General features: G+C 66.3%; 23 protein-coding genes. 8 read left to right on the forward strand and 15 right to left on the reverse strand.

Annotated elements, in window-relative coordinates; translation table 11 throughout:
* The coding region (locus tag RBT42_RS14320) for a proton-conducting transporter membrane subunit (protein WP_320366300.1) at nt 1-961 on the reverse strand (961 nt) is incomplete at its 3' end.
* Between the two features lie 178 nt (nt 962-1139).
* Between RBT42_RS14320 and RBT42_RS14325 the strand changes: the two genes are divergently transcribed.
* Together RBT42_RS14325 and RBT42_RS14330 are read left to right on the forward strand one after the other, a co-directional pair.
* Nucleotides 1140-2666 (forward strand): fumarate hydratase, encoded by a 1527-nt coding sequence (locus RBT42_RS14325; protein WP_320366302.1) that lies wholly within the window; start codon nt 1140-1142, stop codon nt 2664-2666.
* Nucleotides 2667-2779: 113 nt separating this feature from the next.
* Entirely contained in the window at nt 2780-3844 is a 1065-nt protein-coding gene (locus RBT42_RS14330; RefSeq protein WP_320366304.1) for an MBL fold metallo-hydrolase, read from the forward strand.
* Nucleotides 3845-3884: 40 nt separating this feature from the next.
* Here RBT42_RS14330 and clpB read toward each other — a convergent pair whose 3' ends face one another.
* From clpB to RBT42_RS14370, 8 genes are all read right to left on the reverse strand, one after another.
* Nucleotides 3885-6491, reverse strand: coding sequence for an ATP-dependent chaperone ClpB (gene clpB / locus RBT42_RS14335; protein ID WP_320366306.1), 2607 nt, complete (start codon nt 6489-6491; stop codon nt 3885-3887).
* A gap of 128 nt (nt 6492-6619) precedes the next feature.
* On the reverse strand, nt 6620-7798 hold the full coding sequence (locus tag RBT42_RS14340; RefSeq protein WP_320366308.1) for a GGDEF domain-containing protein: 1179 nt from the start codon (nt 7796-7798) through the stop codon (nt 6620-6622).
* Nucleotides 7799-7823: 25 nt separating this feature from the next.
* Entirely contained in the window at nt 7824-8354 is a 531-nt protein-coding gene (locus tag RBT42_RS14345; protein WP_320366309.1) for a molybdenum cofactor biosynthesis protein MoaE, read from the reverse strand.
* A gap of 1 nt (nt 8355) precedes the next feature.
* Nucleotides 8356-8613 (reverse strand): molybdopterin converting factor subunit 1, encoded by a 258-nt coding sequence (gene moaD, locus RBT42_RS14350; RefSeq protein WP_320366311.1) that lies wholly within the window; start codon nt 8611-8613, stop codon nt 8356-8358.
* Between the two features lie 16 nt (nt 8614-8629).
* Entirely contained in the window at nt 8630-9928 is a 1299-nt protein-coding gene (gene glp, locus RBT42_RS14355) for a gephyrin-like molybdotransferase Glp (RefSeq protein ID WP_320366313.1), read from the reverse strand.
* A 51-nt stretch (nt 9929-9979) separates the two neighbouring features.
* Entirely contained in the window at nt 9980-11401 is a 1422-nt protein-coding gene (thrC, locus tag RBT42_RS14360; protein ID WP_320366315.1) for a threonine synthase, read from the reverse strand.
* Nucleotides 11398-12720 (reverse strand): homoserine dehydrogenase, encoded by a 1323-nt coding sequence (locus RBT42_RS14365; protein WP_320366366.1) that lies wholly within the window; start codon nt 12718-12720, stop codon nt 11398-11400. The genes thrC and RBT42_RS14365 overlap by 4 nt, the downstream gene beginning before the upstream one ends.
* A gap of 103 nt (nt 12721-12823) precedes the next feature.
* Nucleotides 12824-14059: a pyridoxal phosphate-dependent aminotransferase gene (locus RBT42_RS14370; RefSeq protein ID WP_320366317.1), complete on the reverse strand. Its 1236-nt coding sequence runs from the start codon at nt 14057-14059 to the stop codon at nt 12824-12826.
* Between the two features lie 113 nt (nt 14060-14172).
* Between RBT42_RS14370 and RBT42_RS14375 the strand changes: the two genes are divergently transcribed.
* From RBT42_RS14375 to RBT42_RS14385, 3 genes are all read left to right on the forward strand, one after another.
* Nucleotides 14173-14547, forward strand: a complete 375-nt coding sequence (locus RBT42_RS14375; protein WP_320366320.1) for an Mth938-like domain-containing protein — start codon at nt 14173-14175, stop codon at nt 14545-14547.
* A gap of 114 nt (nt 14548-14661) precedes the next feature.
* Nucleotides 14662-15141: a peroxiredoxin gene (locus RBT42_RS14380; protein WP_320366322.1), complete on the forward strand. Its 480-nt coding sequence runs from the start codon at nt 14662-14664 to the stop codon at nt 15139-15141.
* 308 nt (nt 15142-15449) lie between these two features.
* Nucleotides 15450-17258 carry a PhoH family protein gene (locus RBT42_RS14385; protein WP_320366324.1) on the forward strand — a complete coding sequence of 603 codons (1809 nt, stop codon included), beginning with the start codon at nt 15450-15452 and terminating at the stop codon, nt 17256-17258.
* Nucleotides 17259-17355: 97 nt separating this feature from the next.
* Here RBT42_RS14385 and rlmD read toward each other — a convergent pair whose 3' ends face one another.
* Genes rlmD through surE form a run of 4 tightly spaced genes read right to left on the reverse strand, consistent with a single transcriptional unit; the run spans nt 17356 to nt 21371 of the window.
* A complete protein-coding gene (gene rlmD / locus RBT42_RS14390; RefSeq protein WP_320366326.1) occupies nt 17356-18783 on the reverse strand; it encodes a 23S rRNA (uracil(1939)-C(5))-methyltransferase RlmD in 1428 nt (475 codons plus the stop codon).
* Between the two features lie 41 nt (nt 18784-18824).
* On the reverse strand, nt 18825-19682 hold the full coding sequence (locus RBT42_RS14395; RefSeq protein ID WP_320366328.1) for a peptidoglycan DD-metalloendopeptidase family protein: 858 nt from the start codon (nt 19680-19682) through the stop codon (nt 18825-18827).
* Between the two features lie 49 nt (nt 19683-19731).
* Entirely contained in the window at nt 19732-20619 is an 888-nt protein-coding gene (locus RBT42_RS14400) for a protein-L-isoaspartate(D-aspartate) O-methyltransferase (protein WP_413785905.1), read from the reverse strand.
* A 2-nt stretch (nt 20620-20621) separates the two neighbouring features.
* The gene (gene surE / locus RBT42_RS14405; RefSeq protein WP_320366329.1) at nt 20622-21371 is read right to left on the reverse strand and encodes a 5'/3'-nucleotidase SurE; all 750 of its coding nucleotides are present in this window, start codon (nt 21369-21371) and stop codon (nt 20622-20624) included.
* A gap of 93 nt (nt 21372-21464) precedes the next feature.
* On the opposite strand from surE, the gene RBT42_RS14410 reads away from it, so the two are divergent.
* The gene (locus RBT42_RS14410) at nt 21465-22181 is read left to right on the forward strand and encodes a response regulator transcription factor (protein ID WP_320366330.1); all 717 of its coding nucleotides are present in this window, start codon (nt 21465-21467) and stop codon (nt 22179-22181) included.
* 33 nt (nt 22182-22214) lie between these two features.
* Nucleotides 22215-23141, forward strand: coding sequence for a sensor histidine kinase (locus RBT42_RS14415; protein ID WP_320366332.1), 927 nt, complete (start codon nt 22215-22217; stop codon nt 23139-23141).
* Here RBT42_RS14415 and RBT42_RS14420 read toward each other — a convergent pair.
* Entirely contained in the window at nt 23126-24925 is a 1800-nt protein-coding gene (locus RBT42_RS14420) for a GspE/PulE family protein (RefSeq protein ID WP_320366334.1), read from the reverse strand. The two genes, RBT42_RS14415 and RBT42_RS14420, sit on opposite strands and share 16 nt — an antisense overlap.
* A complete protein-coding gene (locus RBT42_RS14425) occupies nt 24922-25686 on the reverse strand; it encodes a spermidine synthase (protein WP_320366335.1) in 765 nt (254 codons plus the stop codon). Before RBT42_RS14425 ends, RBT42_RS14420 begins: the two co-directional genes overlap by 4 nt.
* A 27-nt stretch (nt 25687-25713) precedes the next feature.
* Here RBT42_RS14425 and RBT42_RS14430 point away from each other — a divergent pair, with 27 nt between their 5' ends.
* Nucleotides 25714-26283 (forward strand): DNA-deoxyinosine glycosylase, encoded by a 570-nt coding sequence (locus RBT42_RS14430; RefSeq protein WP_320366337.1) that lies wholly within the window; start codon nt 25714-25716, stop codon nt 26281-26283.
* Nucleotides 26284-26290: the final 7 nt, after the last annotated feature.

Genomic DNA, 26290 nt, shown 5'->3' on the forward strand with positions numbered 1-26290 from the left:
CGATCAGGAAGGTGATCAGGCCCAGATGGCTGATGGTGGAATAGGCCAGCAGGCCTTTGAGGTCGTGCCGGAACACCGCCACATAGGCCGCAAAGGCCAGCGTCAGCAGACCCGTGCCCGAAACGATCACCTCGAACAGGCCGGAGCCGCCCAGCACCGGGTACAGGCGCGCCAGCAGGAACACCCCCGCCTTGACCATGGTGGCCGAGTGCAGGTAGGCCGACACCGGGGTGGGCGCGGCCATGGCGTCAGGCAACCAGAAGTGGAAGGGCCACTGCGCGCTCTTGGTGAAACAACCCAGCAGGATCAGGATGAGGGCCAGCGGGAAATGCGCATGCGCCCGGATGCGCTCGCCCTGGTCCAGCATGGCGCTCAGTTCAAAGGTGCCGGCAATCTGACCCAGCACGATGACGCCGGCCAGCAGCGCCAGCCCGCCGCCCCCGGTGATGGCCAGGGCCATGCGCGCGCCGGCGCGGGCGTCGGCACGGTGGCCCCAGTAGCCCACCAGCAGGAAGGAGGAAATGCTCGTCAGCTCCCAGAACACCACCAGCAGGAGCAGGTTGTCGGACAGGACCACGCCCAGCATGGCCGCCATGAAGAGCATCAGCAAGGTGTACAGCTTGCCTGCCGAATCATCAGGGCCCAGGTAACGGTGTGCGTAGGTGACGATCAGCAGCCCGATGCCGGTGATCAGCAGGCCGAACATGAGGGCCAGGCCGTCCAGGCGGAAGCCCAGTTGCAGGCCCAGATCGGGCGCCCAGGGGTACTGCACCAGCAGGGTCTGGCCGGCCAACACCTGCGGCGCCATCGACAACAGGCACAGCAAGGCAGCCAGTGTCACACCGCCTGCCGCCAGCGCCGTCAGGGCGCGGCCGTTCGCCCAGGAAAGCTTGCCGAGGCCGAAACAGGCCAGGGTGCCCACCAGCAAGGGCAGCAAGACCGTCAGAAGCAGTAAGTCCATGGAGGCATGTCAGAAAGTCGAGGGCGCATTGTAGGCAAAGGTTTCCGGCGCCCCCCTTCCAAGCCGGGACATTCGTTCAGCCCATTCGCCATCGTCGCCCGACAGTTCGGCCCATCGCAGTAAAATCGGCTGTTGTTTTGCCCTACCCCACACCCCACTGCCCCACAAAGGCCCTGACATGACGACCATTCGCTACGACGATCTCGTTGAAAGTGTCGCAGCCGCGCTGCAATACATCAGCTATTACCACCCGGCCGACTACATCGCCCACCTGGCCCGTGCCTACGAGCGCGAAGAGAGCCCGGCGGCCAAGGATGCGATCGCCCAGATCCTGACCAACTCGCGCATGAGCGCCGAGGGCCGTCGCCCGATCTGCCAGGACACCGGCATCGTCAACGTCTTCCTGAAGATCGGGATGAACGTGAAGTGGGAAGGCTTTGGCGCCCACAGCATCCAGGACGCCGTGGACGAAGGCGTACGCCGTGGTTACAACAACCCGGACAACAAGCTGCGTGCGTCGGTGCTGTCCGACCCCATCTTCGAGCGCAAGAACACCAAGGACAACACCCCGGCCGTGGTCTTCATGGACGTGGTGCCCGGTGACACCGTGGACGTGACCGTGGCGGCCAAGGGTGGCGGCTCCGAGAACAAGTCCAAGGTCTACATGCTCAACCCGTCTGACAACATCGTCGACTGGGTGCTCAAGACCGTGCCGACGATGGGCGCTGGCTGGTGCCCGCCCGGCATGCTGGGCATTGGCGTGGGCGGTACCGCTGAAAAGGCGGCCCTGCTGGCCAAGGAATCGTTGATGGACGACATCGACATGTACGAGCTGCTGGCCCGTGGCCCCCAGAACAAGCTGGAAGAGCTGCGCATCGAGCTGTACGAGAAGGTCAACGCTCTGGGCATTGGCGCCCAAGGCCTGGGTGGCCTGACCACCGTGCTGGACGTCAAGATCAAGACCTACCCGACGCACGCGGCCTCCAAGCCGATTGCAATGATCCCGAACTGCGCGGCCACCCGCCACGCTCACTTCGTGCTCGATGGTTCGGGCCCGTCCTACCTGACGCCGCCGAGCCTGGACCTGTGGCCCGACGTGCACTGGGCGCCGGACTACAACAAGTCCAAGCGCATCGACCTGAACACGCTGACCAAGGAAGAAGTGGCGTCGTGGAAGCCCGGCCAGACCCTGCTGCTCAACGGCAAGATGCTGACCGGCCGTGACGCCGCGCACAAGCGCATCCAGGACATGCTGGCCAAGGGCGAGAAGCTGCCCGTGGACTTCACCAACCGCGTCATCTACTACGTGGGCCCGGTCGATCCGGTGCGCGACGAAGTGGTCGGCCCGGCTGGCCCCACCACCGCCACCCGCATGGACAAGTTCACCGACATGATGCTGGAGAAGACCGGCCTCATCTCCATGATCGGCAAGGCCGAGCGCGGACCGGTCGCCATCGAGTCCATCAAGAAGCACAAGTCGGCTTACCTGATGGCCGTGGGTGGCGCCGCCTACCTGGTGTCCAAGGCCATCAAGCACGCCAAGGTGGTGGGCTTTGAAGACCTGGGCATGGAAGCCATCTACGAGTTCGACGTGGTCGACATGCCCGTGACCGTGGCCGTGGACAGCGGCGGCACCAGCGCCCACATCGAAGGGCCGAAGGTCTGGCAGGCCAAGATCGGCAAGATCCCGGTGTCGGTGGCCTGATTCAGGTTCGACACCCAGTGAACCCGGCGTGCATAGCCGGGTCTACACAGCCCCGCCAGGTGACGCCTGCCGGGGCTTTCTTGTACCCGCTTGTGCCCATTTCCCCCGTTGCGATGAAGAACCCCTACTACAACCCGGCGAAGAAGCACCATCGGCCTGACGGCTTCCAGAACAACTACCAGTCGTTCCGGGGCAAGCGCTGGCACGAGATCTTGCAGTGGCGCTGGCAGGCCTGGCGGGCAGGACACCCTCGCCCGCTGAAAACGCCGATCCCCGTGGTGGAGCCGGATCTGGCCTTCATCCATGCCAATGCCCAAGCGGGCCTGGCCATGCAGCCAGCGGCCACCTGGATCGGGCACATCACGGTGCTGCTGCAGGTCGGAGGGCTGAACCTGCTGACCGACCCGGTGTTCTCGGAGCGCTGCTTTCCGGTGCAGTGGGCTGGCCCGCAGCGCCAGACCCCACCGGGCTTGCGACTGGATCAGCTGCCCCACATCGACGTGGTGCTGCTGTCACACAACCACTATGACCACATGGACGAGGCCTCGCTGTTGGCGCTGTCACAGCAGGCTGGCGGTGCGCCGCTGTTCATCACGCCCTTGGGCCACAAGCATTGGTTCGCGCGACGGGGCATCCACCACGTCATCGAACTGGACTGGTGGGACGAGCATGTGCTGCCAGCCACCGAGCGCTCGCTGCGCATGCCGGTGGTGCTCACCCCGGCGCAGCACTGGTCCGCCCGCACCACGCGCGATGCCCTGCGCAGCCTGTGGGGTGGCTTTGCGCTGCTCTCGCCCGACTGCCACGTCTTCTTCGCGGGCGACACGGCGTACTCGAAGGACTTCACCGACATCCGCCAGCACTTCGCGCGCGAGCAGACGCCAGAGCACGGCGGCGGGTTCGATCTGGCGCTGCTGCCCATCGGCGCCTACGAGCCGCGCTGGTTCATGAAAGACCAGCATGTGAACCCGGAAGAGTCGGTGCAGATCTTTCAGGACCTGGGCTGCAAGCAGGCGCTGGCGGTGCACTGGGGCACATTCCAACTGACCGACGAGCCCCTGGACCAGCCCCCGCGCGATCTGGCGGTCGCCCTGCAGGCCCGGCACCTGTCGGCCGAACAGTTCCAGGTGCGCCCCATCGGCAGCACCATGAACATCGCCCCTCGAAAGGGGCGATGAAGGTTCGGGTAGTCAGGCGTCAGGGCGACGCCTGAGCCGGTCAGTGCACCACGCGGTCGAACTGGAATTCGCCGTCGGCGCTGACCTGCACCGGGATCACATCCTTCGGCCCGAACTTGCCTTGCAGGATGAGCTTGGCCACCGGGTTCTCGATGCGCTGCTGGATGGCGCGCTTGAGCGGGCGGGCCCCGAACACCGGATCGAAGCCGACCTTGGCCAGCTCGGCCAGCGCCTCGGGCGAGACGTCGAGCTTCATCTCCATCTGCGCCAGGCGACCTTCCAGACCCTTGAGCTGGATCTTGGCGATCGAGGCGATGTGCGCTTGATCCAGGGCGTGGAACACCACCACCTCGTCGATCCGGTTCAGGAACTCGGGACGGAAGTGCTGCTTGACCTCGACCCACACCGCGTCCTTGATGTCCTCAGCAGGCTGGCCGGCCATCTGCATGATGTGGTGTGAGCCCAGGTTCGAGGTCATCACGATCACGGTGTTCTTGAAGTCCACGGTGCGGCCCTGGCCGTCGGTCAGGCGACCATCGTCGAGCACCTGCAGCAGCACGTTGAACACGTCCGGGTGCGCCTTCTCCACCTCGTCAAGCAGGACCACGCTGTAGGGTTTGCGACGCACGGCTTCGGTCAGCGTGCCGCCTTCTTCGTAGCCCACATAGCCCGGAGGCGCGCCGATCAGGCGGCTCACCGAGTGCTTCTCCATGAACTCGCTCATGTCGATGCGGATCAGGTGGTCTTCGCTGTCGAACAGGAAGCCGGCCAGCGCCTTGCACAGCTCGGTCTTGCCCACACCGGTGGGGCCCAGGAACAGGAAGGAGCCGTAGGGCCGGTTGGGGTCAGACAGGCCGGCGCGAGAGCGGCGGATGGCGTCCGATACCGCCACGATGGCCTCCTGTTGACCCACGACCCGCTCGTGCAGCTTGTCCTCCATGGACAGCAGCTTGTCGCGTTCGCCCTGCATCAGCTTGGACACGGGGATGCCGGTGGCACGCGCCACCACTTCGGCGATTTCTTCGGCACCCACCTGGGTGCGCAGCAGCTGCGGACGGCCTTCGCCGTTCTTGCCCGCCTTGCCCTTGGCGCTTTCCTTCTCCTGGGCGTCCTTCAGGCGCTTTTCCAGCTCGGGCAGCTTGCCGTATTGCAGCTCGGCCACCTTGTTGAAGTCGCCCTTGCGGGTGAGCTCTTCGATCTGCTGGCGCAGCTTGTCGATCTCTTCGCGCACGCTCTGGCTGCCCTGGGCCTGGGCCTTCTCGGCCTTCCAGATCTCGTCCAGGTCGGCGATTTCCTTTTGCAGCTTGGCGATCTCTTCGTTGAGCAACTCGAAGCGCTTGACCGAAGCCTCGTCCTTCTCGCGCTTGACGGCTTCGCGCTCGATCTGCAGCTGGATCATGCGGCGGTCGAGGCGGTCCATCACCTCGGGCTTGGAGTCCAGCTCGATCTTGATCTTGGCTGCGGCCTCGTCGATCAGGTCGATGGCCTTGTCGGGCAGGAAGCGGTCGGTGATGTAGCGGTTGGACAGCTCGGCCGCGGCCACGATGGCCGGGTCGGTGATGTCCACGCCGTGGTGCACCTCGTACTTTTCCTGCAGGCCGCGCAGGATGGCGATGGTGGCCTCAACGGTGGGCTCACCCACGAGGATCTTCTGGAAGCGGCGCTCCAGCGCGGCGTCCTTCTCGATGTACTTGCGGTACTCGTCCAGCGTGGTGGCGCCGATGCAGTGCAGCTCGCCGCGCGCCAGGGCCGGCTTGAGCATGTTGCCCGCGTCCATCGCGCCATCGGCCTTGCCCGCACCGACCATGGTGTGGATCTCATCGATGAACATGATGGTCTGGCCTTCGTCCTTGGCCACTTCTTTCAGCACGCCCTTGAGGCGCTCTTCGAAGTCACCGCGGTACTTGGCACCAGCCAGCAGCAGGGCCATGTCCAGCACCAGCACGCGCTTGCTCTTGAGCGAATCGGGCACTTCGCCCGCCACGATGCGCTGCGCCAGGCCCTCGACGATGGCTGTCTTGCCCACGCCGGGCTCACCGATCAGCACGGGGTTGTTCTTGGAGCGGCGTTGCAGCACCTGGATGGCGCGGCGAATTTCCTCGTCGCGGCCGATCACCGGGTCGAGCTTGCCCTGGCGGGCACGTTCGGTCAGGTCCAGGGTGTATTTCTTCAGCGATTCACGCTGGCCTTCGGCTTCGGGGTTGTCCACTTTCTGATCTCCACGCACGGCTTTCACGGCCGCTTCCAGGGATTTGCGGGTCAGGCCGTGGTCGCGGGCCAGCTCGCCCGTCTCACCCTTGTGGTCGGCCAGGGCCAGCAGGAACATCTCGCTGGCGATGTAGTTGTCGCCCTGCTTGTGGGCTTCCTTCTCGGCGCCCTGCAGCAGGCTGATAGTGTCGCGCCCGGCTTGCACCTGCTCGGCACCTTGCACCTGGGGCAGTTTGTCGATCTGCTTGGTCAAAGCCGCGGCCAGCGCCCCCACCTTGACGCCGGCGCGCTCCAGCAAGGCCTTGGGGCCGTCGTCCTGCTGCAGCATGGCCAGCAGGATGTGGGCCGGTTCGATGTAGGGGTTGTCGCGTGTCACTGCCAGGCTTTGGGCCTCGGTCAGCGCTTCCTGAAACGTTTGTGTGAGTTTGTCGAGTCGCATGAGCACTCCTGTGGCCCCGGAGATCGGTGCCGATTGCTCATGAAGATAGGGCAGTCCCGTGACATTTCAAGGGGATCGACCCTCAGGCCCCTGCCCGCTTGAGGCAGATCAAGCCCAATCGGATCACATCAGGCGTCGGGCCGTGCGGTGACCACCCGGTTGCGCCCAGCCTGCTTGGCCTCGTACAGGCAGGTATCGGCCCGGGCCAAGGCGTCTTCCAGCGTGCCCTCCGGGCGGTTGAAGGCCACCCCGATGCTGACGGTGATGGCGACCGGCCCGCCCCGCGTTTCGCACGGCGTCAGCGCCAGCATCTGGCGCAGGCGCTCGGCCACGGCACTGGCTTCCAGGTGGCTGCGCACTGGCAGCAGCACCGTGAACTCCTCACCGCCATAACGTGCCAGCAAGGCGTCGTCACGCAGGCGCTCGCGGGTCAGCTGGGTGACCTGGCGCAGCACGTCGTCGCCCACCTGGTGCCCGTAACGGTCGTTGACGGCCTTGAAGTGGTCGACGTCCATCATCAGCACGGCCACCGAGGTGGGCTGGTGGGCCTGCATGGACAGCATGCGCTCACCCAGTTCCCGAAGGCCGCGCCGCGACAGGGCCCCGGTCAGGTCATCGGACAAGGCCCGGTTGCGCAACTGCTGGTTAAGGCGCTGGTTGATGATGGCAAACACCACCGCCGCCACCGACAGCGGCAGGATCGCAAAGGCCAGCGCCGTGATGGGCAAGAGCCAGTCGGGCGCATGCAGCCAGTGGGCGGGGTAAGGACCGGTCTCATCCGAGAGCACATGCGCCAGCGTGATGGCCCAGATCAGGGCGAAGATGGCCGCCACGATCAGCAGGCTCAGCTCGCTGCGCTGGATGCGCGGGCTGCGCAAAATCAGCCAGCCCTGGTCGACCGCCATGGCCAGGCTGACCGCGGCAAACACCCAGGCAATGGCCTGCACGTAGGCAGTGGGCGAGCCAAGCGCGGCCATCACCCACAACACCAAGGCCGCCACCGCGGTGCAGGCCCAGCCCAGGCGCGGCGGGGTGCGCCGTCCGTTGAGTTGCCGAAACGCCCAGGCCAGCAAGGTCACGCCAGCAGCCGCAAAGCCGATCGCCACCTGCGTGACCAGCGGGCGCCAGTCATCGGGGCACAGCACGACCCACAACAGCGCACTCAGGCAACAGAAGGCCCAACGGTACAGGTCCAGCGCGCCACGCACGCGGTTCTGGTCGGTGCGGATCTGAGAAATCAGGCCCAGTCCCACCAGCGAGCCAGCGCCGGCCACGCCATAGCAGGTGAAAACATCGAGGGCCAGCATGCAGGGTGCCTGGAGTTTGCGGGGCTCAGACCGGGGCCGCGTTGGGCGGCGTGTGCAGCCCACCCCAGCGCGCCGCGGCCTGGTCGTCACTGACACGCGCATCCACCCAGCGGCTCTCGCCCCCGGCCGACTCTTTCTTCCAAAACGGCGCCTGGGTCTTGAGCCAGTCCATCAGGAACTCGGCGCACTGGAAAGCGTCGCCCCGGTGGGCCGAGCTGACGACCACCAGCACGATCTGGTCGCACACGGCCAAGGGCCCCACGCGGTGAATGACCTTGACGCCGCGCACGTTGAAGCGCCGACGCGCCTCGACGATCAGCTCGGCGATGCTGCGTTCGGTCATGCCGGGGTAGTGCTCCAACTCCATGGTGGCGGGTTGCCCCCCGGATGCGGCGGCTTGCGCCCACTCGCGCACGGTGCCCACGAAACTGACCACGGCGCCCACCTGTGGATCCTGGCCACGCAAGGCCACCACCTCGGCGCCCAGGTCAAAGTCTTCGGGACCCACGCGCACGCAGGCCAAGGCGTCTTGCAGGGCCGTGTCGTGTTCGCTCATCTCAACCGCCTGTGACCGGGGGGAAGAACGCCACTTCATCGCCGTCCTGAACCGCCTGATCGGCACCACACAGCGTCTGGTTGCAGGCCGTGCGCAGTCCCTTGCCCAGGTCCAGCGCCGCGGCATGGGCGGCCGAGCGGCCGATCAGCCACTGGCGCAACTCGCCCACAGTGTGCGCGCCAGCATCAGCCCAAGACAAGGTTTCAGAAGGGCCGAGTTGCTCGCGGACAGCGGCGAAATAGCGGACGGTGATGCTCATGGTGCCAGGCCCGCGCTCAGGGTTGGCGGGCAGAGAGAGAAGGTTGCACCAACTCTGCCATGGAAATGAAATTCACGGCATCGCCCGGTCGAACGATGGTGCCCGAAGGCAGGTCCACCACGCCCTCGGCCCACGCGGCCGAACTCAACACGCCCGAGCCCTGGTTCGGGTGCAGCAGCACCCTGCCCTGCGCGTCCAGGCGTGCGCGCAGGAACTCGCGGCGCTTGTCTGGCTTGGGCCAGCTGAAATCGGCGACACGGGATACCGCCTGAGGCAGGTGCCAGCCCTCGCCGGCCAACAAGCCCAGCACTGGGCGCACCAGCAGCAGGAAGGTCATGAAGCTGGCGACCGGGTTGCCGGGCAGGCCCATGTAAAGGGCGCGGCTGCCATCGGCGCGGTTGATCCAGCCAAACACGAAGGGCTTGCCCGGCTTGATGGCCAGAGCCCAGAAATCCAGGCCGCCTTCGGCCAGCACGGCATTGCGCAGATGGTCTTCTTCGCCCACCGACACGCCACCACTGGTGATGATGAGGTCGTGCTGTTCGGCGGCCGCGCGCAAGGCCGCGCGGGTGGCGGTCAGGTCGTCCGGCACCACGCCCAGGTCACAGGCTTGCGCACCCGTGGCCTGCACCAGGCCGCGCAGCGTGTGGCGGTTGCTGTTGTAGATGGCGCCCGGCGGCAGGGGCTCGCCCGGCATCACCAGTTCATTGCCGGTGGTCAGCACGCCCACCTTGGGGCGGCGGAACACCTTCAGGGAAGCGGCACCCACCGAAGCGGCGACGCCCAGCCCCGCCGGGGTCAGGCGAACACCGGCATGCAGCACCGTCTGGCCCTGGGCAATGTCTTCGCCGCGGCGACGGATGTTCTGGCCGGCCTGAATGGCCTCTTTGAAATGCACCGATCCGGTGGCCGCGTCGACCGCCGTGTGCTCCTGCATGACGACGGCATCGGCGCCCTCGGGCACGGGTGCGCCCGTGAAGATGCGCGCACAGGTGCCCGGCTGCAGCATGGCGCCGACCTGACCGGCCGCAATGCGCTGACCTTGCGGCAGACTGACGGCGGCCGTAGCGGCCCCCACCTGGCCCGCCAGCGGCAGGTCGCCCGCACGCACGGCGTAGCCGTCCATGGCGCTGTTGTCGACCGGCGGTACGTCCACCGTCGACACCAGGTCCTCGGCCAGCACGCGCCCCAGGGCGTCAAAGCTGTCGACGACGTCGGTCGAGCGGGGCGTCTGCCCCAGGTGCTCGACCACCGCCGCATGCAGACGAGACCAGGCCTCGTCCAGCGGCATCAAGGGTTTGAACGCAGCCGCCATGGCGCCACTCCTGCAGGAAACCGGGAAACCGAACGCGGGTGAACCGCGCGCTCAGTCGTTGCAGTGCTGGACGATGTAGTCCTTCACCGTCTGGGTGTTGTTGGGCACCACCACAAAGCGCTTGGGCAGGTCTTCCAAGCCGTCCAGACCCTTGATCCAGTGCGGACGCTCAGGCTGACGGCCCGTGGCTTCAACGATGGTCTCGGCAAACTTGGCCGGCAAGGCCGTTTCCAGCACCAGCATGGTCACACCGGGCTTGACGTGCTCGCGCGCCACCTTCAGGCCGTCGGCCGTGTGGGTGTCGATCATCACGCCGAAACGCTCGAAGGTGTCCTTGATGGTGGCCAGGCGGTCGCTGTGCTTGCTGGTGCCCGACACGAAACCGTAGCCCGGCACCTTGGCGAACTCGTCGGCCGACAGGTGGAACTCACCCTGTTGCTCGATGGCGTCCTTGAACAGCGCCTTCACGCGCGCACCGTCACGGCCCAGCAGATCGAACACGAAGCGCTCGAAGTTGGACGCCTTGGAGATGTCCATCGAGGGCGACGAGGTTTCATACGTCTCGGCGCTGCCACGCACGCGGTAGCTGCCGGTGCGGAAGAACTCGTCGAGCACGTTGTTCTCGTTGGTGGCCACAACCAGTTGGTCGATGGGCAGGCCCATCATGCGGGCCACGTGGCCGGCGCAGACGTTGCCGAAGTTGCCCGACGGCACCGTGAAGCTGACCTTCTCGGCGTTCGACTTGGTGGCGTAGAAGTAGCCGGCGAAGTAGTACACGACCTGGGCCAGCAGGCGGGCCCAGTTGATCGAGTTGACCGTGCCAATCTTGTACTTGCGCTTGAACTCCAGGTCGTTGGAGACGGCCTTGACGATGTCTTGCGCATCGTCGAACACGCCTTCGACGGCCAGGTTGTGGATGTTGGGATCCTGCAGGCTGAACATCTGGGCCTGCTGGAAGGCGCTCATGCGGCCGTGCGGCGACAGCATGAAGACGCGCACGCCCTTCTTGCCGCGCATGGCGTATTCGGCCGCGCTGCCCGTGTCACCCGAGGTGGCACCCAGGATGTTGAGCTGCTCGCCACGGCGACCCAGTTCGTACTCGAACAGGTTGCCCAGCAACTGCATGGCCATGTCCTTGAAGGCCAGCGTAGGGCCGTTGGACAGGGCTTCCAGCGCCAGACCGGGCTCCAGCGGCTTCAGGGGCGTGATCTCGTCAAAGCCATACACCGCCTTGTTGTAAGTGCGGGCGGTGATGTCCTTGAGGTCGGCAGCCGGGATGTCGTCGATGTAGAGCGACAGCACCTCGAAGGCCAGCTCGGCATAGCTCAGGCCGCGCCACTTCGTCAGCGTGGCGTCGTCCACCTTCGGATAGCTCACCGGCAGGTACAGGCCGCCGTCGGGGGCCAGGCCTTCCAGCAGGATCTCGCAGAAGTGGCGCTCGGTCTTGTCGCCGCGGGTACTGATGTATTTCATGCCAGCTCTTCCTTGCGCAGCTTGACGATCGGCGCCAGCACGGTCGGCAGGGCCTGCATGGCGGTCAGGGCCTTGTTCATCGCGCCTTCCTTGGTGTCGTGCGTCAGGATCATCAGGTCGGTCTGGTTGCCGCCTTCACCGCTGACCTCGTCGGCCTCACGCTGGATGACGGCGTCGATGCTGATGCCCTGCTCGGCCAGGATGCCGGTGAGCTTGGCCAGCACGCCGGTCTGGTCGGCCACGCGCAGGCGCAGGTAGAAGGAGGTGACCACTTCTTCGATTGGCAGGATCGGCAGGTTGGACAGCTGGTTGGGCTGGAAGCCCAGGGCCGGCACGCGTGAACCCGCGGGGGCGTCGATCTGGCGGGCAATGTCCACCAGGTCGGCGATCACGGCCGAGGCGGTGGGCTCGGAGCCCGCACCCTTGCCGTAGTACATGGTCGTGCCCACGGCATCGCCTTGCACCAGCACGGCGTTCATCGCGCCTTCCACGTTGGCGATCAGGCGGCGCATCGGCACCAGGGTCGGGTGGGTGCGCAACTCGATGCCATCGGCCTGGCGGCGGGCAATGCCCAGCAGCTTGATGCGGTAGCCCAGTTGCTCGGCGTACTTGATGTCCGTGGCCGACAGCTTGGTGATGCCTTCCACGTGGGCCTTGTCGAACTGCACCGGCACGCCAAAGGCGATGGCGCTCAGCAGCGTGGCCTTGTGGGCGGCGTCCACGCCTTCGATGTCGAAGGTGGGATCGGCTTCGGCGTAACCCAGACGCTGGGCTTCTTTCAGCACCACGTCGAAGTCCAGGCCCTTGTCACGCATTTCGGACAAGATGAAGTTGGTGGTGCCGTTGATGATGCCGGCCACCCACTGGATCTGGTTGGCGGTCAGGCCTTCACGCAGCGCCTTGATGATGGGGATGCCACCGGCCACGGCGGCTTCGAAGGCCACCATCACGCCCTTGTCGCGGGCGGCGGCGAAGATTTCGGTGCCATGCACGGCCAGCAGGGCCTTGTTGGCGGTGACCACGTGCTTGCCAGCGGCAATCGCTTCCAGCACCAGGGCCTTGGCGATGCCGTAGCCGCCAATCAGCTCCACCACCACGTCGATCTCGGGGTTGGCGATCACAGCGCGCGCATCGGCCACGACCTGGGCAGCGTCGCCCACCACTTCCTTGGCGCGCTCGGTGTTGAGGTCGGCCACCATGGCGATTTCGATGCCACGGCCCGCGCGGCGGCGGATCTCTTCCTGGTTGCGGCTCAGCACCGTGAAGGTGCCACCACCGACCGTGCCGATGCCCAGCAGGCCGACTTTGACAGGACGCAGTTGTTCTTGGCTCATAGGATTCTCTTCTCTCGGTGCGCGCCACCTTGTGGGCGGCGTGACGTGTTCAAAATGGGGGAATGGGGTTTGCGGCTCAGGTGCCAACTCAGGCGGCGGCCGTGCCGTGGCGCTTGCGGTAGCTTTCCAGGAAGCGGGCGATGCGGCCAATGGCCTCGGCCAGATCGTCGCTGTTGGGCAGGAAGACCAGGCGGAAGTGATCGGGGCGCGGCCAGTTGAAGCCGGTGCCCTGCACGATCAGCACCTTCTCTTCGGCCAGCAACTCATAGGCGAACTGTTGGTCGTCGGCGATGGGGTACATCTTGGGGTCGAGGCGCGGGAACATGTAAAGCGCGCCCTTGGGCTTGACCACGCTCACGCCCGGGATCTTGTTGAGCAGCTCATAGGCCAGGTCGCGCTGCTTGCACAGGCGGCCGGTGGGCGCGACCAGGTCCTTGATGCTCTGATAGCCGCCCAGCGCGGTCTGGATCGCGAGCTGACCGGGGGTGTTGGCGCACAAGCGCATCGAGGCCAGCATGTTCAGCCCTTCGATGTAATCCTTGGCGTGGCGCTTTTCGCCCGAGACCACCATCCAGCCGGCGCGGTAGCCGCAGGAGCGGTAGTTCTTGCTCAGGCCGTTGAAGGTCAGGAACAGCACGTCCTCGGCCAGAGAGGCCATCGAGGTGTGCGTGTTGCCGTCGAACAAGGTCTTGTCGTAGATCTCGTCGGCCATGACGATGAGCTGGTGCTCACGGGCGACCTGGATGATCTCTTTGAGCAGGCTCTCGGGGTAGAGGGCGCCGGTCGGGTTGTTCGGGTTGATGACGACGATGGCCTTGGTGCGCGGCGTGATCTTGGCGCGGATGTCGGCGACGTCGGGATTCCAGTCGGCCTGCTCGTCACAGATGTAGTGGACCGGACGACCACCGGACAGCGAGACGGCCGCCGTGTACAGCGGGTAATCGGGGGCCGGCAGCAGCACCTCGTCGCCCTCGTTGAGCAAGGCGTTGAGGGCCATCACGATCAGCTCGGAGGCGCCGTTGCCCAGGTAAACGTCATCGACCGTGACGCCCTGGATGCCCTTTTCCTGGCAGTAATGCACCACCGACTTGCGCGGGGCGAACAGGCCCTTGGAGTCGGTGTAACCGGCCGCGCTGGGCAGGTTGCGGATCATGTCCTGCACGATCTCGTCGGGCGGCTCCAGCCCGAACACGGCCAGGTTGCCGATGTTGAGCTTGATGATCTTGTGGCCGTCTTCTTCCATCTGGCGCGCCTTTTCCAGCACGGGCCCACGGATGTCATAACAGACGTTGGCAAGTTTGCTGGATTTGGCGATGGGTTTCAAAACGGGCTCCACTGCAGGCGAAATGAGGGAAAGCTAGAATTTAACCACACCCGCCCACTCCCGGGCGCCCTGCTTCGCACGGCGAATGCGGGCTTTTCCGAGCCATTCCTGTCATGAAACTGCATGCCGACCGCGCCGAAGGCGTCAATGTGATCAATGCTTGCACGGGCGACGCGGTCTCCGTCAATGGCGAAAGCTACGCGCACAGCATCCTGGTGTCGCATGTCGGCCCGGTTCAGGCCTGGCCGGTGGCCACGCTCGACGAGCTGCAGGAAGCCCACTTCGCCGACATCCTGGCTGCCGCCCCCGAGGTGGTGATTCTGGGCAGCGGTCCGCGTCAGCGCTTCCCGCATCCGGCACTGTTGCGCAGCCTGATGGCCGCCCGCATCGGGGTCGAGACCATGGACACGGCGGCCGCCTGCCGTACCTACAACGTGCTGGCCGCCGAAGGGCGCCGCGTGATGGCCGCCCTGCTGGTGCACGCTTGATCCCGCTTGTCAAACAGGGGGTATTCAGCCCAAACGGGTGACTTTACAAGCAGCGATGGTGCAGTACTTTATAATAGTGGGCTACTTTTCACGCAGGCAGCTGATCACTACGACATGACACCCGCCCTCAACAAACCTTTGCCGGAATTCGAAGCGCTCGCCACTGGCGGCGTGAAGTTCACCCCTCAGAGCTTTGTCGGACAGACCGTGGTGCTGTACTTCTACCCGAAGGACCACACCCCAGGATGCACGACCGAAGCCATGCAATTCCGCGACATGCACAAGGAATTCGTCAAGGCGGGAGCCGTGGTGTTCGGCGTTTCTCGCGACAACCTGGTTTCGCATGACAAGTTCAAGCAGAACCTGGAGCTGCCCTTCGAGCTGATTGCCGACACCGAAGAAAAACTGTGCCACATGTTCGGCGTGGTCAAAAACAAGATCATGTACGGCAAGAAGGTCAAGGGCATCGAGCGCTCGACCTTCCTGATCGGCCCGGATGGCATCCTTCGCGAAGAATGGCGCGGCCTGAAGGTCGCCGGCCACGTCGAAGAGGTGTTGAAGGCCGTGCAAGGCCTCAAGCAGGAAGCAGCCTGATCCTGCACGATGCCCAGCATCTGAACCAGCGCCCTGCGGGGCGCTTTTTCATGTCCGCTCGCGCCGCGTCGCACGCTGCCAAGTGTTGCGCGACATGGACAAAACACCCCCTGGCGCCGCACACACTCTGCCAGCGCCGCAGAGTGTGCATAATCAATTTCATGAAACTGAGCTTTTTGCAACTCGGTCAACCTTCCTCCTGTCGATCCGCCGCGTGCGCGCCGCTCACCCGCCCGATCGCCTCCTTCAAGGCCGCACACTGCCCTGTGCGGCTTTTTTGTTTGTGAAACTTCGCCACGGACCGCACCATGCCCCTGCCCAAGCCGCCCACCAAACGTGCTGACATGCTGACCGATGTCGATTTCGCATCGCAGCCCAAAGCCGCCAAGACCTCGGCCAGATCGGCCACCAAGTCGGCCCCATCGGCCCCCACCGGCAGCGCGCGTCCGAGCGTGGCTGCCAGCGTCAGCGCCCCGGCGCCCACCCTGGAGCTGGTCAAGCCCAAGGCACAACCCGTTGCCGCGCCCGTGAGCGAAACGCCGCGCCCGACGCGCAAGGGCAGCCGCAAGGCCGCCGCGCCGGAAAAGACCGCACCTGCCCCCATCGTGGCCGACAAGGGCACCGGCGGCGCGGGCGCCAAGCCCACCAGCCCCGCCCCGGCCGCGCCGGCAGTGAGCTACCCCGGCCCCACCGTGCGCCGCAAGCGCGACGTGGGTGGCCCGGCCAAGCTCTTCGTGCTCGACACCAATGTGCTGCTGCACGACCCGATGTCGCTGTTCCGCTTTGACGAGCACGACATTTACCTGCCCATGATCACGCTCGAAGAGCTGGACGGGCACAAGAAGGGCATGACCGAAGTGGCGCGCAACGCCCGCCAGGTCAGCCGTGAGCTGGACACCCTGGCCACCGACCTGAGCACCCGCCAGCAGGTGGACCCGGCCGCCGGCATCGAGCTGGCGAAAACCGGCCACGTCGAGGCCAAGGGCAAGCTGTACTTCCAGACCACCGGCCTGGCCGTGGAGCTGCCCACCGGCCTACCCCAGGGCAAGGCCGACAACCAGATCCTGGGCGTGGTCCAGGCCCTGCGCACCCAGCACCACGGCCGCGAAGTCGTGCTGGTGTCCAAAGACATCAACATGCGCATCAAGGCCCGCGCGCTGGGCCTGACGGCAGAAGACTATTTCAACGACAAGACGCTGGAAGACGGCGACCTGCTGTACACCGGCGTGCAGGCCCTGCCGGCCGACTTCTGGGAGCGCCACGCCAAGGGCATGGAGAGCTGGCAGCAAGGCGGCGCCACCTTCTACCGCATCACCGGCCCGGCTGTGCCCACGCTGATGGTCAACCAGTTCGTGTACCTGGAAAGTCCGGGCGTGACGCCCTGGTACGGCAAGGTCACCGAGATCACCGGCAAGAGCGCCGTGCTGCGCACCTTGAAGGACTACACCACCGCCAAGCACTCGGCCTGGGGCGTGACCGCCCGCAACCGCGAGCAGAACTTCGCGCTGAACCTGCTGCTCGACCCGGAATGCGACTTCGTGACGCTGACAGGCTCGGCCGGCACCGGCAAGACCCTGATCACGCTGGCCGCTGCCCTGAGCCAGGTGCTCGACGAGCGGCGCTACACTGAAATCATCGTCACCCGCGTGACGGTGCCGGTGGGCGATGACATCGGCTTCCTCCCCGGCACGGAAGAAGAAAAGATGTCGCCCTGGATGGGCGCACTGGACGACAACCTTGAAGTGCTGGCGCGTGGCGACAGCACGGCCGGCGAATGGGGCCGCGCGGCCACCTCGGAGCTGGTGCGCAGCAAGATCAAGATCAAGAGCCTGAACTTCATGCGCGGGCGCACCTTCTTGAACAAGTTCGTGATCATCGACGAGGCGCAGAACCTCACACCCAAGCAGATGAAGACGCTGATCACCCGCGCCGGCCCCGGCACCAAGATCGTCTGCCTGGGCAACCTGGCCCAGATCGACACGCCTTACCTGACCGAGGGCAGCTCGGGCCTGACCTATGCGGTGGACAAGTTCAAGGGCTGGCCGCACGGGGGCCACGTGACCCTGGCGCGTGGCGAGCGTTCGCGTCTGGCGGACTTTGCTTCCGAGGTGCTGTAAGCCAGCGGGATGCCCGCAGGACCCCGTTGAATACGGGACCCACACGAAAAAGCCGAGGTCAACGCCTCGGCTTTTTTCATGGGTGCGCGGTGGGTTCTCAGTCGCGCTCGAACACCGCCATGCTTTCAACGTGGGCCGTGTGCGGGAACATGTTGACCGCACCGGCGGCCACGCAGCGGTAGCCAGCCTGGTGCACCAGCAGGCCAGCGTCGCGCGCCAGGGTGCCGGGGCTGCAGCTGACGTAGACGATGCGCTTGGGCGGCACCCAGTCGGGCACCAGGGTCGGGTCCTGATGCAGGTCGGCGACGGCCTTGGCCAGGGCAAACGCGCCTTCGCGCGGCGGGTCCACCAGCCACTTGTCGGCGTAGCCGTAGCCGGCCAGCTCTTGCGGGGTGATCTCGAACAGGTTGCGGGCCACGAAGCTGGTCTTGTCGGGCACACTGTTGGCCAGCGCGTTCTCGCGCGAACGGGCCACCAGGGTCTCGCTGCCTTCGATGCCCAGCACCTCGCGGGCCTGGGTGGCCAGCGGCAGCGTGAAGTTGCCCAGGCCACAGAACCAGTCGATGACGCGCTCGTCTTTCTGCACGCCCAGCAGGCGCAGCGCCCGACCCACCAGCACCTGGTTGATGGCGTGGTTGACCTGGGTGAAGTCGGTGGGCTTGAACGGCATGGTGATGCCGAACTCGGGCAAGGTGTAGTCCAGCTTGGGCAGGGACTCGTCCAGCGGGTGCACGGTGTCCGGGCCCTTGGGCTGCAGCCACCACGAGATGGCGGTCTGCCCCCCCTCGGCGGGGCTGTGCTTCACCGCAAAGTCCTTGAGGCGCTGCGTGTCGGCGGCGGTGAGCGGCTCCAGGTGGCGCAGCACCAGCACGGTGATCTGGGTGCCCACGGCCACTTCGATCTGCGGCAGGCGGTCACGCTGGTCCATGCCGGCGATCAGCTCGCGCAGCGGCACCAGCAGGCGGCTGACGTGCGGCGGCAGGATCTCGCAGGTCTTCATGTCGGCCACGTAGCGCGACTTGCGCTCGTGGAAGCCGACCAGCACGGTGCCCTTTTTGGCCACGTAGCGCACCGACAGGCGGGCGCGGTAGCGGTAGCCCCAGGCCGGGCCTTCGATGGGGCGCAGCAGGGTTTCGGGCTTGACCTTGGCGAGGTGCCAGAGGTTGTCTTCGAGCACGCGCTGCTTCACGGCCACCTGGGCGCTGGCGTGAAAGTGCTGCATCTTGCAGCCGCCGCACAGGCCGAAGTAGGTGCAACCGGGCTCGACACGCTGAGAGCTGTCGCGACGACGCTCGGTCATCGTGGCCTGTTCCCAGTTGTTCTTGCGGCGGGTCACGCTGACGCGCACCTCTTCACCGGGCAGCGCGTCTTCGATGAAGACGACCTTGCCGTCGGCGCGATGGGCCACGCCCTGCGCCTCCAGGTCCAGGGATTCGACTTTCAGCCACTCCAGGTGGGGAGGGACCGGGGCCACGGCCGGCTCGGCGGCGTCGCCAGAAACAGAAACGGGGGATGCATCACTCATCCCCCGATTGTCTCAGGACTGTGGCCTGTTCTGGCAGGCGATCAGCGCGCGGGCAACTGGCGCGCGGGGTCGATGGGCTTGCCTTGCTTGCGGATCTCGAAATGCAGCTGGACGCGGTCGGCGTCGGTGGCGCCCATTTCGGCGATCTTCTGGCCCTTGCGCACGGCCTGGTCTTCCTTGACCAGCAGCGCCTGGTTGTGGGCGTAGGCCGTCAGGTAGTCGCCACCGTGTTTGATGATGATGAGGTTGCCGTAGCCACGCAGGCCCGAGCCGGCGTAGACCACGCGGCCATCACCAGCGGCCACGACCGGGTCGCCGGCCTTGCCGCCGATGACCAGGCCCTTGCGCTTGCCTTCTTCGAACTGGGCGATGGTGGGGCCGTTGGCGGGCCAGATCCAGGCGGGCTCATCGCCGCTCTTGACGTCGGACTTGGGTTCAGGGGCACTGGCGCTGGAGGCCGGGCTCGACGGCGCGGACGCCGCGCTCTTGGCATCGACCGCACGGGGCTCGATGCGCGCCGTGGTCACGGGCTTGGCGGCGGCCATGCCCCCTGCCCCGGCACTGGCTGCCGTGGCGGCAGCCGCCTCGCCCACCGGCGGGACGATGCGGATCACCTGGCCGACTTCAATGCGGTTGGCGTTCTCGATGTTGTTCCATCCGGCGATGTCGCGCCAGCTTTGGCCGGTTTCCAGGCCGATGCGGATCAGGGTGTCGCCCGGCTTGATGGTGTAGTAGCCCGGCTTGCCCGCGTTTTCGGCGCCCGGCGGCAGGCGCTGAGGCTGGGCGGCGCTGACGCGCTCCTCCACCGGGGCACGGTGGGTGGGCGAGGCGCAACCAGCAAGTGCGGCCACAAGGGCCACCGCAGCGGTCAATCGGAAAGAAGGTGTGATGTATCGCATGTGACCAATCGTCGTGCCTGAGACGGGGGCCGCCTCAGGTCGTCAAACATCAGGTGGTCCCCGATTTTAGGGGGACGAACAAGACCGCGCCGGCGCGGGTGTGTTGAAAACGGCCATCTGCCAGGCGATCGACGATGACGAGCACCTGCCCGCCTCGCTCGTCTTGCGTGGGGGCGACGAGCCGCCCTCCCGGTGCGAGCTGGTCGAGCCAGGCCTGCGGCAGCGCAGCGCCTCCCGCCGCGGCGATGATGGTGTCGTAAGGCGCAGCGGGCGCGTGACCAATCATCCCGTCACCATACACCAAACGCACATCGGGCGAGGTGGGCAAGACGGCGCGCAGCTGCTCCAGGTTGCTGCGGGCCTTGAGGTGCAGGTCGCGCAGCCGTTCGATGGACACCACCCGGCGTGCCAGATGGCTGAGCAAGGCTGCCTGGTAGCCGCAGCCGGTGCCGATTTCCAGGCAATTGCCCAGGGGCTTGGTGCTCCCCGGCACGTCGGCAGCGGTCAGCCCCGGGCGCACGCACAGGAGCTGGATCATGGCGGCCACCACAGAGGGCTTGGAGATGGTCTGGCCCAGGCCAATGGGCAAACTGGTGTCTTCGTAGGCTTGGTTGACCAGCGCCGTGTCCACGAACAGGTGGCGCGGCACGGTGGCAAAGGCCTGGAGCACGCCAGGGTGGCTGATGCCATCGGCCTGCAGGCGCTGCACCATGCGCATGCGCACGTGAGCCGAGTCGAGCCCCAGGCCTTGCGGGGCGGTGTGGCGCTGGCGATCGCGTTCGGCCAAGTGCAGGGGCGCCTGCGGGCGCAGCACCTCGCGCGACACACGCGGGGCGGGGGTGCTGCCAATGGGAGTGCGCCCCCCACTGGCGCGGGGAGATGCCACCTGATCGAGTTGCAGCGGGAAACGCCGCGGCTTGCGATCGTCGGGGGGCACGCTCACCGCGGCTCCAACCAACGCTGCCACGTGGGCAGGTGTTGGTGATCGGTCATGTCGACCTTCAGGGGGGTGATGGACACCTGGCCCTGGCGGATGGCATGGAAATCGGTGCCCTCGCCGTCTTCGCGGGCCTCACCGGCCGGGCCGATCCAGTAAAACAGGTCGCCGCGCGGATTGGCCTGTGCCACAGCCGGGAAGCTGGCGTGGCGGCGGCCCAGGCGGGTGATGGCCCAGGGCGCCTCATCGGCCTGCGCCGACGAAGGAATGTTGACGTTGAGCAGCCAGGGGTGGCCGGCCGGCGGTTGCGCCAGCACCTGCTCGATGACGCGACGGGCCACGCGGGCGGCCACATCCAGATGCGCCCAGCCCTTGTCCACCAGGGAGAAGGCAATCGCCGGGATGCCGAACAGGTAGCCCTCGGTGGCGGCGGCCACGGTGCCCGAGTACAAAGTGTCGTCACCCATGTTGGCGCCGTTGTTGATGCCAGACAGCACCAGATCGGGCTTGGGGATGAGGCCGGCCGTGAGGGCCAGGTGCACGCTGTCAGACGGGGTGCCGCTGACGTAGCGGAAACCGTTGGCCGCGGTGTGCAGGCTCAGAGGCTGGTGCAGGGTCAGGGCGTTGGAGGTGCCGCTGGCGTTGCGCTCAGGGGCAAACACATCGATCTCGCCCAGGCCTTGGCAAGCCTCCACCAGCGCGGCAATGCCGGGCGCCAGGTAACCGTCGTCGTTGGCAATCAGGATTCGCATGGGTCGATTGTAGGAGGAGCAGCCATCCACTATATAGTGGCGCAGAACACATCACACCCGGCCCACCCAGCAGCGGTGCGGGGGAGGAACGACATGACGGTCAAGGTTCTCATTCTGGAAGACAACCCGGTGGCCCGGGGCTTTCTGTGTCGCGTCGTGAGCGAGAGCTTCAGCGACGTCAGCGCCATTGTGGAAGCCGGCGATCTGGCCTCGGCCCGGCGCGAGCTGGGCATCGTGGCCGGCGGGCAGGCGGTGCCGGGGGCCACGCCCTTTCACCTGATCCTGCTGGACCTGGAACTGCCCGATGGCAGCGGCCTGGAGTTGCTGCGCCAGTTGAGCGGCTATCCGGCCACGCGCATCGTCACGACCTTGTACTCCGACGACGAGCACCTGTTCCCGGCCCTGCAGTACGGGGCCGATGGCTACCTGCTCAAGGAAGACCGCTTCGAGGTGCTGGTGGAAGAGCTGCAAAGGATCGTGCGCGGCCAGCCGCCGCTGTCGCCGGCGATTGCGCGGCGCCTGCTGCACCACTTCCGCGCCGACGACAGCGGACACACCGTACCGGGTGCGCTGGCACCGGCCACGCCCAGCGCCCCCCCCCGTGTCGATCCAGAGCATGAGCAACTGACGCCGCGCGAGAGCGAGGTGCTGACCTATCTGAGCAAGGGTTTCACGATCAAGGAAATCGCCTCGCTGATGGGCATCAAGTGGTTCACGGTCAATGACCACATCAAGTCCATCTACAAGAAGTTGAATGTGTCTAGCCGTGCCGAAGCAGCGGTGCTGGCCAGCAAACAGGGCCTGGTCTGAGCCTGCGGGCGACCTGCCAAGAGTCCCCCCAACATGCCAGCCCGTCCCCCTCCCCCTTTGGTGATCCGCCGTGTGAACTGGCACCGTCCGGTGTGGGTGGCGCGCGTGCTGGCCGAAACCCTGCTGCTGATGGCCTGGGTGCTGTTGGCCGCCATCGTGTTGCGCTTGGGGCAAACGGCCCACGCCGCCACGGCCCCGTCGTTGTGGGCTTTGGGCCTGGCCATGGGCGGTGCATTGGCCGGCCATCTGTGGTCCCGGCGCTGGCTGTGGCCCGCGGAATCCGTGCACACCTCGGCACCCAGCGACACGCAGATCCAAGCCGAAGCGCAGGCCGATGAGCGACGCCTGAGCGATGCGATGGAGCAAGGCCGCGGCGAAGAGCGCCTGCGCATTGCCCAGGATCTGCACGATGACATCGGCGCGCGCCTGCTGACCCTGCTGTACCAGGCGCCCACCCCGGAAATGGGCGACTACATTCGCCACACGCTGCAAGACCTCAAGACGCTGACGCGTGGGCTGGCCGCTTCGTCACACCGCCTGAGCGATGCCGCGGCGGAATGGAAGCGCGATCTGAGTCATCGTCTGGAGCTGGCGCACTGCGCCCTGACCTGGGAGATGCAGGCCGATCAGGATATCGAGTTGAGCATGGTGCAGTGGTCGGCGCTGACACGCATCTTGCGTGAACTGGTGAGCAATGCGATCAGCCATGCACACGCCGAGCACATCACGGTCACCCTGATCCTGGCAGAAGACATGCTGACCCTGCGCGTGAGCGACGACGGCCGAGGTCGAGAGCCTGAGCAATGGGCGCACGGACTGGGCCTGGGCGGTGTGCGCAAGCGGGTCAAGCAACTCAACGGCGAGGTGCGCTGGTTTGAGCGGGACCCCGTCGGCATTTGCGCCGAAGTGTGGGTGCCCAGCTTCAAAGGGCTGCCCCCTGCGCCTCAACGCTCCCACTGAGGGGTGTTGCGCAGCACCTCTTCGACGGTGGTGACGCCTTCGGTCACCTTCATGATGCCCGACAGGCGCAGCGGACGCAGGCCTTCCTTGGCGGCGGTCTTACGCAACTGGCCCATGTCCACCTGCGGGTGCAAGGTGTCGCGCACAGCCTCGGACACGGGCAGCAATTCGTACAGGCCCACGCGGCCCTTGAAGCCGGTCATGCGGCAGTCCAGACAGCCCACGGGCTTGTAGGGTCGGAACTGGCCGTTGAGGCGCCAGGGCTTGATCGACTCGGACAGCGTTTCGCCAGACACCGGCTCGTCGGCCTGCTTGCACGCCGGGCACAGGGTGCGCACCAGACGCTGCGCCAGCACGCCGATGACGGTGGCGCTGATGAGGTAAGGCGGCACGCCCAGGTCGGTCAGGCGGGTGATGGCCGAGGCGGCATCGTTGGTGTGCAGGGTCGAGAACACCAGGTGGCCGGTGAGCGCAGCCTGGATCGCCATCTCGGCGGTTTCCAGGTCGCGGATTTCGCCCACCATGATGATGTCCGGGTCCTGGCGCATCAGGGCGCGCAGGCCGTCCGCAAAGTTCAGGTCGATGCCGGGCTGCACCTGGGTCTGGTTGAACGAGGGCTCGATCATTTCGATCGGGTCTTCGATGGTGCAGACGTTGACCTCGTCGGTGGCCAGGCGCTTGAGCGTGGAGTACAGCGTAGTGGTCTTGCCCGAGCCCGTGGGGCCGGTGACGAGGATGATGCCGTGCGGCTGGGCGAGCAGCTGCTCCCACACCTGCTTCTCGGACGGGGCAAAGCCCAGGGCCTCGAAAGACTTGACGGTGTTGTCGGGGTCGAAGATCCGCATCACCAGCTTTTCGCCAAAGGCGGTGGGCATGGTGGACAGGCGCATTTCGACCTCATCGCCACCGGGGTTGCGGGTCTTGATGCGGCCGTCGAGCGGGCGGCGCTTTTCGACCACGTCCATGCGGCCCAGCAGCTTGATGCGCGCCGTCATGGCCTGCATGACCGACAGGGGGACCTGGTAGACGGTGTGCAGCACGCCGTCGATGCGGAAGCGGATGGCACCCATCTCGCGCCGGGGTTCGAGGTGGATGTCGGAGGCGCGTTGGTCGAAGGCGTATTGCCACAGCCAGTCGACGACCTGGATGATGCCCTGGTCGTTGGCGTCGAGCTGGCGGTTGGCGCGGCCCAGCTCCACCAGCTGCTCGAAGTTGTGCGCCACCGCATCGCCGGTTTTCTTCTTGGCGTCCTTGACGGAGCGGGCCAGCGTGTAGAACTCAGTGCGGTAGCGCTGCAGGTCCAGCGGGTTGGCCACGGCCAGCTGGATGGTCTTGCGCGTGTGGGCGAGGATCTCTTCCACCCAGGCCACGTCCAGCGGCTCGCTGGTGGCAATGGTGATCTCGTTGGCGCCCACGTACACCGGCAGGGCCTTGCGGCGCTCGGCGTAGGTGATGGACATGACATCGGCCACGCGGGCCACGTCCACCTTGAGCGGGTCGATGCGCAGGTAGGGCAGCTTGACCCGCTGGGCCAGCCATTCGGTCAGGGGCTCCAGCTCCAGCGCGGTGCCGGTGTCCGCGCGTTTGAGGCCCAGGCTGGCCAGGCGCACCAACGGGTGCTGGGCGCTGGTGCCGGCGGCAAAGCGCTGCATGACGGTGTCCACATCCTGCGGGGTGAGGATGCCGTCTTCGGCCAGCCAGTTCAGCAGCTGGCGCCACTCCAGCGGCCCGCGGTGGGTGATGGCGTGCGATGCCTTGGATGCGGTGGCCTTAGACGGTGTCATGGTGCGACGGTGGGTTGGAAAGGCGCCAGCAGCTTGACCCATTTCTTGGCGGGCAGCGACCAGCGGGTGTGTAAAGTTTCGGCGCGCTCGGTGAGCACGTCGCGCTCGGGCAGGTCGAAGCCCTTCCAGGCCAGCACGATGGTGTTGCCGTCGGTGGTGGGCTTGAGTTGGGCCACGCGATTCGGGCCGAAGGCGGCGCTGATGCGGGCAGCGCTGCGCTCGAAACTGGCATCGCGGCCGAACAGGTTGACGCTCATCACGCCGCCGTCGTCCAGGCAACGCCAGCAGGCGCGGTAGAAGTCTTCGTCGTCCAGCACGGGGCTGGCGGCTTCGTGGTCGTACAGGTCCACGCACAGGGCGTCGTAATCAGCAACGTGATCGTCGCTGGCCACGAAACGGGCGGCGTCGGCCTGGATCACGGTGAGGCGTTCGTCGTCCTCGGGCAGGTGGAACCAGCTGCGGCACACGCCGATGACCTGCGGGTTGATCTCGACCGCCGTGGTGGGCAAGCGCAGCACGCTGTGGCAGTACTTGGTGATGGCGGCGGCGCCAAGGCCCAGTTGCAGGCAGCGGGTGCCGGGCAGTTGGTCGGGGTCGCGCAGCAGCAGCCAGGCCATCATGCGCTGGATGTATTCGAGCTCCAGCTTCTGGGGCTGGCGGATGCGCATGGCGCCTTGGATCCAGGGCGTGCCCAGGTGCAGGTAGCGCACGCCGCGCTCTTCGGAAATCGTGGCTTCGGCCAGGGTCGGTTTTTTCTTCACGGCAACGAGTGTGGCACAGTCACAGCCATGGTCCGAGCCCCCCGTTCGCCTGCCGCCCCGCCCTCGCCTGCCGCACCGGCGGCGGGTTTGCCGCGGCTGCAGGGGCTGGCGCCAGTGGTGGGGCCTGGCGCCAGGCTGCTGGTGTTGGGGAGCTTTCCGGGTGTGGCCTCATTGCAGGCGCAGCAGTACTACGCGCACCCTCGCAACCAGTTCTGGCCGATTTTGTCGGCGCTGTGGGGGCTGGAAGGCGCGCAGCCGCTGCACGCCCTGCCCTATGCCGAGCGGCTGCCGGTGGTGAAGGCCCACGGGCTGGCCATTTGGGATGTGTATGCCGGCTGCATACGCGAAGGCAGCCTGGACAGCGCCATTGAACACGGCGAACTCAATGACCTGGCAGGTCTGATCCAACAGGTGCCCACGCTGCGCGCCATTGCGCACAATGGGGGCGAATCGGCGCGCCACATGCGGGTGACGCAGGCGCTGGGGCTGCCGGTGTTCAAGCTGCCGTCCACCAGCCCGGCGAATGCCTCGTGGTCGTTCGAGCGCAAGCTGGCCGCCTGGCGCGAGGTGTTTGCACAAGCCGGCCTGCTGGACTGACATTCAG

This window comes from Aquabacterium sp. (assembly GCF_034003525.1).
Lineage (GTDB): Bacteria > Pseudomonadota > Gammaproteobacteria > Burkholderiales > Burkholderiaceae_C > Aquabacterium.